Annotated in this window: 5 protein-coding genes, 1 tRNA gene and 1 rRNA gene; all 7 read right to left on the bottom strand. The window is 42.8% G+C overall.

The features are described from left to right. Positions 1-83: 83 nt before the first annotated feature. The 7 genes from LS482_RS12015 to LS482_RS11985 all read right to left on the bottom strand — a co-directional run bounded on the left by LS482_RS12015 (position 84) and on the right by LS482_RS11985 (position 8,583). Positions 84-157: transfer RNA gene (locus LS482_RS12015), tRNA-Ile, on the bottom strand. A gap of 150 nt (positions 158-307) precedes the next feature. Beyond that, a 16S ribosomal RNA gene (locus LS482_RS12010) occupies positions 308-1,827 on the bottom strand. 470 nt (positions 1,828-2,297) lie between these two features. Beyond that, entirely contained in the window at positions 2,298-4,259 is a 1,962-nt protein-coding gene (locus LS482_RS12005) for a putative porin (RefSeq protein WP_233027772.1), read from the bottom strand. Between the two features lie 192 nt (positions 4,260-4,451). Then, positions 4,452-4,724, bottom strand: coding sequence for a hypothetical protein (locus LS482_RS12000; RefSeq protein WP_233027771.1), 273 nt, complete (start codon positions 4,722-4,724; stop codon positions 4,452-4,454). A gap of 66 nt (positions 4,725-4,790) precedes the next feature. Next, complete coding sequence (locus LS482_RS11995; protein WP_233027770.1) at positions 4,791-5,009, bottom strand: hypothetical protein; 219 nt, start codon at positions 5,007-5,009, stop codon at positions 4,791-4,793. 126 nt (positions 5,010-5,135) lie between these two features. After that, positions 5,136-6,680 (bottom strand): vitamin K epoxide reductase family protein, encoded by a 1,545-nt coding sequence (locus LS482_RS11990; protein WP_233027769.1) that lies wholly within the window; start codon positions 6,678-6,680, stop codon positions 5,136-5,138. Between the two features lie 451 nt (positions 6,681-7,131). After that, on the bottom strand, positions 7,132-8,583 hold the full coding sequence (locus tag LS482_RS11985; protein WP_233027768.1) for a RagB/SusD family nutrient uptake outer membrane protein: 1,452 nt from the start codon (positions 8,581-8,583) through the stop codon (positions 7,132-7,134). Positions 8,584-8,589 lie beyond the last annotated feature (6 nt).

Raw genomic sequence — 8,589 nt, 5'->3', positions numbered from 1 at the left:
ACTTCCAACCTCATACTTCCCGTAGTCCCGGGCAGGCTCCCCTCGGTAAACTCAGGACAAGCTTCTCACCTCCCCTCGACTTGTAGTCTCGGGCAGGCTCGAACTGCCGACCTCTACATTATCAGTGTAGCGCTCTAACCAGCTGAGCTACGAGACTGTCTCCTTTGGCCTCCGGTTCTTTTTATAGCACTGATTCTTATAGTGCCAACTCCAAACCTTTAACCGCTAATCTTTGTTTATTGACAGCTTTAAGCAAGATCATCCCTTTCGCAATACCTCTTAAAGACCTCTTGAGCGTTTGCTCTAGAAAGGAGGTGTTCCAGCCGCACCTTCCGGTACGGCTACCTTGTTACGACTTAGCCCCAGTTACCGGTCTTACCCTAGGCAGCTCCTTGCGGTCACCGACTTCAGGTACCCCCGGCTTCCATGGCTTGACGGGCGGTGTGTACAAGGCCCGGGAACGTATTCACCGGATCATGGCTGATATCCGATTACTAGCGATTCCAGCTTCACGCAGTCGAGTTGCAGACTGCGATCCGAACTGTGATCGGTTTTTTAGATTCGCTCCTGCTCGCGCAGTCGCTGCTCGCTGTACCGACCATTGTAGCACGTGTGTAGCCCAAGACGTAAGGGCCGTGATGATTTGACGTCATCCCCACCTTCCTCGCGGTTTGCACCGGCAGTCTGGCTAGAGTCCCCGACCTTACTCGCTGGTAACTAACCACAGGGGTTGCGCTCGTTATAGGACTTAACCTGACACCTCACGGCACGAGCTGACGACAACCATGCAGCACCTTGTGAATTGTCCGAAGAAATACTTGTTTCCAAATACGTCAATCCACATTTAAGCCTTGGTAAGGTTCCTCGCGTATCATCGAATTAAACCACATGCTCCACCGCTTGTGCGGGCCCCCGTCAATTCCTTTGAGTTTCATTCTTGCGAACGTACTCCCCAGGTGGGATACTTATCACTTTCGCTTAACCACTGAGACCGAAATCCCAACAGCTAGTATCCATCGTTTACGGCGTGGACTACCAGGGTATCTAATCCTGTTCGCTACCCACGCTTTCGTCCATCAGCGTCAATGATGTGTTAGTAACCTGCCTTCGCAATCGGTATTCTATGTAATATCTATGCATTTCACCGCTACACTACATATTCTAATTACTTCACACATATTCAAGACCGCCAGTATCAAAGGCTATTTTACCGTTGAGCGGCAAACTTTCACCCCTGACTTAACAGCCCGCCTACGGACCCTTTAAACCCAATGATTCCGGATAACGCTTGCACCCTCCGTATTACCGCGGCTGCTGGCACGGAGTTAGCCGGTGCTTATTCGTACAATACCGTCATCAACTTACACGTAAGTCTTATTCTTCTTGTACAAAAGCAGTTTACAACCCATAGGGCAGTCTTCCTGCACGCGGCATGGCTGGATCAGTCTCCCGACCATTGTCCAATATTCCTCACTGCTGCCTCCCGTAGGAGTCTGGTCCGTGTCTCAGTACCAGTGTGGGGGATCTCCCTCTCAGGACCCCTACCCATCGTAGCCTTGGTATGCCGTTACCATACCAACTAGCTAATGGGACGCATGCTCATCTTATGCCACCGTAGTTTTAATTTAAAAATGATGCCACCTCTAAATACCATGGGGTATTAATCCAAATTTCTTCGGGCTATCCCCCTGCATAAGGCAGATTGCATACGCGTTACGCACCCGTGCGCCGGTCTCAAGTTTAGCAAGCTAAACTCTACCCCTCGACTTGCATGTGTTAGGCCTGCCGCTAGCGTTCATCCTGAGCCAGGATCAAACTCTTCATCGTTTAAATTATTTATACGTCTAAACTCTAAAAAGTCCTTAATCCGTAAATCTTACTCAAAACAATCTTGCTTAAATCTTCCTTTACTTCCCATTCCGTAGAATGAAAAAAAAGTGCTGTCAACAATATTTCAACGAACTTATCTTCTCTTTGTCCAAAGCAAAAATACACCTCAGCATACCCTCGCCAAACTTAGCCTTTCCGGTTAAGCGGCTGCAAAAATAATAACTCTTTTTGATTCCCGCAAAACTTTTCTTCAAAACTTTCCCTCTCAATGAACTCGCTCCCCAATCTCTCCACGCATTCTCCCGCTAAGCGGGTGCAAATATAGAACCCTTTATCTTACTTTTACAACATTTTTTATACGAAATTTTAATATTTTTCCCTCCACGCTGAATATGAGATCGTTATAAACACCCCTTTGAAAAACATTTCTACACTCCCCCTCTTTTCGTGGCCGGGGAACCTCCAAATTATCTGAAGAAATTCCACACCAGACCGAAACGTACAATAAAATCCCGATAGGGATAATTCGGGGCAGAATAGAAATTATATCCCGTAAACGAAGAATTAAAGTGTTCTGCCTTCAGGTAAATCCGGGTTTGACGAACACGGGCATTGATAAAAAAGTCGAGTAAAGGGAAGCCTCCTATCTTTTCACGGGTTTGCGTATAGAATTCCCCCAGCAACGGATTATAACCATCCGCATGATATTCGGTAAAGTATTTAAACGTAATTCCCGTTTGCAGGAACATGGCTTTTTTAAATACATAATTAGAATAGTAAAGCGTATTCCTGGTAATAAATTCCGGAGTGTTCATCACCGGATCATCTTGTCCGACATTCTGATACATTATCGTATTGCGGAGCGCAAATTTCCCCAGCCTGAATTCATTTTCACCTTTTATTTTCAGGTAATTTATGGTGCCTCCGTACTGTGCGGGGCTGGACAGGATCATGTCCGGCTGTTCCTCCGCATCTGCAGTTTCATAAAAATAGGTATAGTCATCTATGGTGGAATAGCTGGCCGTTACGCTCCCCCATTTTTTTGACCGCAATGTCCCCCCAAGCGTATATACCTTTTCCGTATTGAAGTTACCATCGTTCTGCCAGTTGTAATTTTTATAGTTGCTGAGATACAGGAGAAAATTATAATTGGGCATCCGGGCCGTGGAAGAAATAAAGCCCGAAAGTTTCAGGTCGTCATTAATATCATATGAGGCCGTCCCGTTAAAAGTGTTACCATTAAGGCCACCCACCATATTCACTTCAATATCGGCATTGAGGCTTACTCTTCCTATGGTTTTCGACCATTCTCCGCCTATGGCAATCTCATCTCCTTTGAGCTTATTACCTATAATACCGTCTTCGGTATAAAGTATGGTATTAAAATAATAATTGTAATTATAGTGACTTGCCTTAAACTTCAGGTCTCCGAATATTCTGTCGCCATAATTAAGGCTCAAACGGTTATACATGGTTTTGAGCCTTGCCCTGTCCTCCAGATCGGCAGGCTGGTAGGCTTCTCCGAAATAGTCTTCGTCCGCATCTTCCTGCAAATACTTGTAAAATTTGGTTTCATATTGAAATTCATGGGCAAAGGACAGCCTGGAGAAGGCTTTTCCGGGACGTACGAGAAAATATTCCTGGTCAAGGAAATACCTTTTGCCTATGAGCAGGTTCTCGGCATTCTCGAAAAACACATTCATCCGGGCCCGGTCAGTAAATTCGGGTTCGCCGGATTCAAACTGCGTCCTGTTTGATATTCCCCCATTCTCCTGGTTCAGGATATCCTGGGCGGTAAAATGTGCCCGCATCCTGTATTTATTGTCTTTTGTGGTATAATTGGCTGTAACACGAAAATTTCCGGTACTGGACAGTATATGCTGATATTTACCCAGCGAACGCATACCCTTGTAGGCTACGGAAAGGTTAAACTGCCGGGACGTATTCATCGTGATAAAAGCATCGAGCAACTGTCCCTGCTCCATAGTGGTTTTAAAGAGAAGATCGGTAGTTGGCGTGGGCACACTATAATAATTTATATCCTCTGCCTCCATGTAATTGAAGTGCTTGGAACGCGCCCCCAGTTGCGGATACAGACCTGCTGTCCTGAAATTCTTTGCCAGCGAATTGTACGTTTGCCCCATATTGGAAAAACGCAGCAATTCAAAATTGTCTCTTCTGAGGTAATTGTATTTATATTCCTTGTCTATGGTCAATGAAGTATCGAGATGGGTGGTATCCCGTTTGTAGGAGATGATCTTATAATCTTTTATCGATACATCGGGAACAGAATCATTTGCGGGCCTGCCTGAATCTTTTCCGGAAGGACGGGATATTGTATTTCCCCTCTTTTCCGAGGGCTTCTTTTCCTGGGCTTTCACAACAAACGCAAAAAGCAACAGGGTACATAAGAAAAATATACGCTTCATTTAAACGGGTTCCTTAAATGTATAGAATAACGCTTTATCAGGACTGTTCTTGTATGCGTTTATAAAACCGTATACTACAGCATTAAGGCAAAGGTATATTTTTTAGAAGAATTAAGGAGGAAATTTGGGAAACTAAAAAAGTATCTATGTGATTACAACAAAAAGCCGCCCTTTAATTTACCGGGGCGACTTTTAATATCGTTTTTTGTGATTATAATACCTGTTAAAAATTAATACAGCCACAACCTGTTTCTCCGGGCTGGCATAATCGTTTCGGTTCATTACATCCTCCGCCGCCAGAACCTCCACCGGAGCCTCCGCCGCTATCGTCACATTGACATATATGGTCAACACAGGTTGAACCGGAAGGGCAGCTTCCGTCACCTGCACAAAATACAGCATCGCAGCCTCCTGAAGCCCCAACGATTCGTCTTTGGGTGTCCCTGGTAATCTCCCGGACACCATCCAGATTCAAAATAGTTTTCAGCATAACAGCATATTTTTTTGTTTATACTAAAGGCACTGTACAGATCAGGAGGGATCCGTATCACAGGCATCTATATGAACCAGGCAGTCTCTTCTACCGCAAGGAGATCCATCAATCGGGTTGGCGCAGCATCCGCTATACCCGTTCCAGTTATACGGATAAGTTCCATCAGGGCAAGTAATCCCCATAGTTCCCGTAATAAGCTTTTGGTGCTCCCGGTCGATTTCCCGGACACCTTCGAATTGAAGAAGTTTTTGTAACATAAGCATGATATTTGGATTTACAATACATCGGTAAACACAAAAATCTGGAGGGGGAATAAGTGTTTACTTCTTAAAGATAATAAATTTATTTGTTTTAACTGTTAAATTTCAATCGGATATACCTGATCATTCGTCAGCTATAAAAAATTTCAGGTCTTTTACAGCAAAATCCATAGGATAAATATGTTCCCGGACGATCGTAGCCGGGGTATAGTTGATATTATTTTCCTTGCACCAGCGATAATGCGCACCTACTATCGCTTTATACTTATCATTATTCGAAATACCGTATTTTTCCTGCCATCCGGCCAGTTCAAAACCGGATTCGTACCACATTTTCAATGCGTTTACGGCATTTTCCCTCCCTTCCTTTTCATGTATCTCCAATACTTTGTAACAAACATCCAGGTAAGGGTTTTTCTCGTTTTCGGGGTTTACATTGAACAAAATTCCGAATTGCATATTTCCGGATTCCTCCTCTATAAGGTCTGCATAATTTAAAAACGCGGTTTTGCAGTGAATGCAGGAAGGGCTCAGCACGCCGTACATCATTTCGGGAGCTTTTTCCTTGCCTATACCCGGCACAAACAGTTCTTTCAATGTATCCCGGTGAATTTTATCGCTATCTCCCAGGATAGCGCGAAATACACTTTTATTTCTTTTTAGTTTTAGAAGATCCACCTCCGCATTTTCCAATGTTTTGAGTTTTTCCAGATTTTCCTTGACCCACAGCCATCCCGGGGTTACAAGTGCAAAAACCAAGAGGGTCACCAGAGCCGTAGCATAATCAAACCGAAAAACCGATGATAACAGTACAATAGTAAACTGCAGATAAAGCAGCACGGTGATCCCCAGGCAGAGCACGCACCACTTCTTTACTATTACCGCCTGATAATACAGGGAATACAGCGATAACAATACCGCTGCCGCAGCCAGCACAAATGTTGTCAGAGCACCGGAAACTCCCGGCACCATAACAGCAACAAGACCCAGGGAAAGGAAGTAAACAAGACATAAATCACTTAGTGTAAAAATACCGAACACTTTTGCGCCGCGGGACGACAACACTTCCCCGCAACTCGTCCTGTTTCCCGCATTACAGATTTTGTGTACCGTTCCGGAAAAAAAACCGAGGGTTTCCCGGATGGCAAGCACACTGATAAAAATCCCCAGAACACAGACAGCAAAAAATGCGATATCCGCAAAAGCAAAGGGCCCCGTTACAAAGCGCAGCACAATGGCCAGCAGGGCAAAGAAAAACAACACATAGTGTACTCCGGAAACAGGGATACGTACTCCTTTTTTAACCGTATCGGGTTCTATGGCCAGTATAATACCGGTCCATCTATGCAAAAACGCATCCTTGTCAATTGTCTTTTTATTTTTTTCTTCCCGGATTAGAATTTTGTCTCCCTTCTTCCTGACATAAACAATATTTTGCGCCCCGCCTTCTTCAGTAACGGCAACAAAACTTTCCGGGAGGCGGTCCAGTTCTTCCCTGGGCACCTGTACGACAAGGGCTTCAATATTCCAGTGTTTCAGGGAATCGGAAATGGCGTAAAGGCTGGGATAATCCGGATGTGACGTAAGGTGCTTGGTAAATTCGTCAAAGGTGATCCGGTAGTTATTATCCCGGATGAAGCGGAAGATGTGGTAGAAGGTTTGTTTCATTAGGTTATGGGGTTGTGTTCGAGATTAAGTTGATAATTTATTGAGGTAAAAAATCCCAACAAGAAATACATTGTCGTCATTTCTCTCAATATCTCTGAAAAATCATTTGTTAGTAAAAATATATAAACTTTTTTAATCTCAAACCATAAAAAACCTCGCCTAAAATTTCATGCTTCTTCCCTATCATAGACATATTATCAAAAAATGAAGTCAAAGCTCAGGTAATTTTAGATATGTTTCTTGGGTTTTGTTCTTATCTTTAGCAAAAAAGGGGGGCTAATTCGTATAAGTATCCAAAAGAAGTGCTTATGTATTAAATAGGTCACCTTTCCCATCATCCCACTAATTACCTACCAATCACAAATAATCGTAAATAAAATAGTAGTTAAACATAAATACAAAACCCCCCGAATGAAAACGGGGGGCTCATCAACTTCAAAAAGTTTTACAATTAATATCCTGGATTCTGCACAAGATTAGGATTTCTAGCTAACATCTGTTGGAAGAATGGCAATTGCCATTTATGATCTCCGGCCTCAAGTGATAATGCAGCCGAAGGAGTACCACTACCATCAACCAGATCCCCCGTCGCCTGTCTAATCATATCATCTCCCCATCTTTTTAAGTCAAAAAATCTTTGGTATTCGAAAGCGAATTCAAGACGTCTTTCCAGCTTAATTGCTTCTAGAAGCCCATTTCCGGACTCTCCTCCAGAATAAGAAGTATAGCGCTCATCCCTTAACTGATTCAAAGCATTAAGCGCTTCTGCTTCTCTCCCTAAGAAAAATAAAGCTTCTGTCTTATTTAATAACGCTTCTTCGGCCCTTAAAATTTTATAATTAACAATTCCATTAAACTGTCCAGGCTTCCCAAACAATTTCTTTATACCATTATAAGTTTGGCCCGAACCTGATACTGTATGGGTATAGGACTCTCTCCTTATATCATCCTCACTAAATTTATTCATGAATTCAAAGGTGACTGCGTATTCCGGCACAATACCATCGACCGGCCCCTGTCCCCAAGTAATTCCAATTTGATTATTTAATTCTCCTGCTCCAGCCAAATTAGTGATATAAAAAAGAAGTCCCGAATCTTTTTCATCCGTCCAAATTTCCTTTACATCTTCTCTTGAAGCAATTGGAGTTGTAACCTCATTTGCATAATCAACACATTTCTGATAATTCTCTTCTCCTCCCATGTAGAGGTAAACTCTCGATAATAATAACGCTACTGTTTCTTTATTAAATCGACCTATTCCATTATCAGAATCAATTTTATCATATGCCTCTAACAAGTCCTCCAAAATTGCATCATATGTTTCAGCAACGGTTAGTCTTGAAGGAGTCACCCATGGATCTGGCTCTGTCACATAACCAACACCCAATGATGCATTAGCATCAGAGGATTGAGTAGGGATTTTCCCATATACTCTAACCAGATCAAAATGAGCAAACGCCCTCAAAGCTAAAGCCTCCGCCTTAATGTTTTCTCTTGATGGTCCCTGAAAATCATTCATGTCCAAATAATATAGAACCTGATTAGCACTATATATCACATTGTAGGCGTCATTGTAAAAAGAAGTAATTGTCGAAGCTTGAGTATAAGTAAACTCATGAAGATTTCTTTTAGTAAATCTCCCTCTTTGTGTCATTATTACATTATCAGAAAGAACATCTGGCATGGACAACATAGAACCTTGATCCGCACTCCCATAATAACCACCCAAAGTCAAAGCAAAATAAGCCCCCCTTATACCATTTTCAAAATCAGAAGCAGTAATAAATGCTTTATCGGTCTGAAGAGAATCAAATGGGGACTGATCCAATTCATTGTCACAAGATGACAATAATATTATTGGCAAAAAGAAAAGCCACAGATTAATTTTGTTTTTTTTCATCATTTATAT

Source organism: Sinomicrobium kalidii, from assembly GCF_021183825.1.
Lineage (GTDB): Bacteria > Bacteroidota > Bacteroidia > Flavobacteriales > Flavobacteriaceae > Sinomicrobium > Sinomicrobium kalidii.
This window is presented reverse-complemented; position numbering and strand designations above follow the sequence as displayed.

Coding starts and splice junctions, on each gene's coding strand:
- LS482_RS12000 (WP_233027771.1), bottom strand. CDS start 4,724: ATGGTGTCCGGGAGATTACCAGGGACACCCAAAGACGAATCGTTGGGG.
- LS482_RS12005 (WP_233027772.1), bottom strand. CDS start 4,259: ATGAAGCGTATATTTTTCTTATGTACCCTGTTGCTTTTTGCGTTTGTT.
- LS482_RS11985 (WP_233027768.1), bottom strand. CDS start 8,583: ATGATGAAAAAAAACAAAATTAATCTGTGGCTTTTCTTTTTGCCAATA.
- LS482_RS11995 (WP_233027770.1), bottom strand. CDS start 5,009: ATGTTACAAAAACTTCTTCAATTCGAAGGTGTCCGGGAAATCGACCGG.
- LS482_RS11990 (WP_233027769.1), bottom strand. CDS start 6,680: ATGAAACAAACCTTCTACCACATCTTCCGCTTCATCCGGGATAATAAC.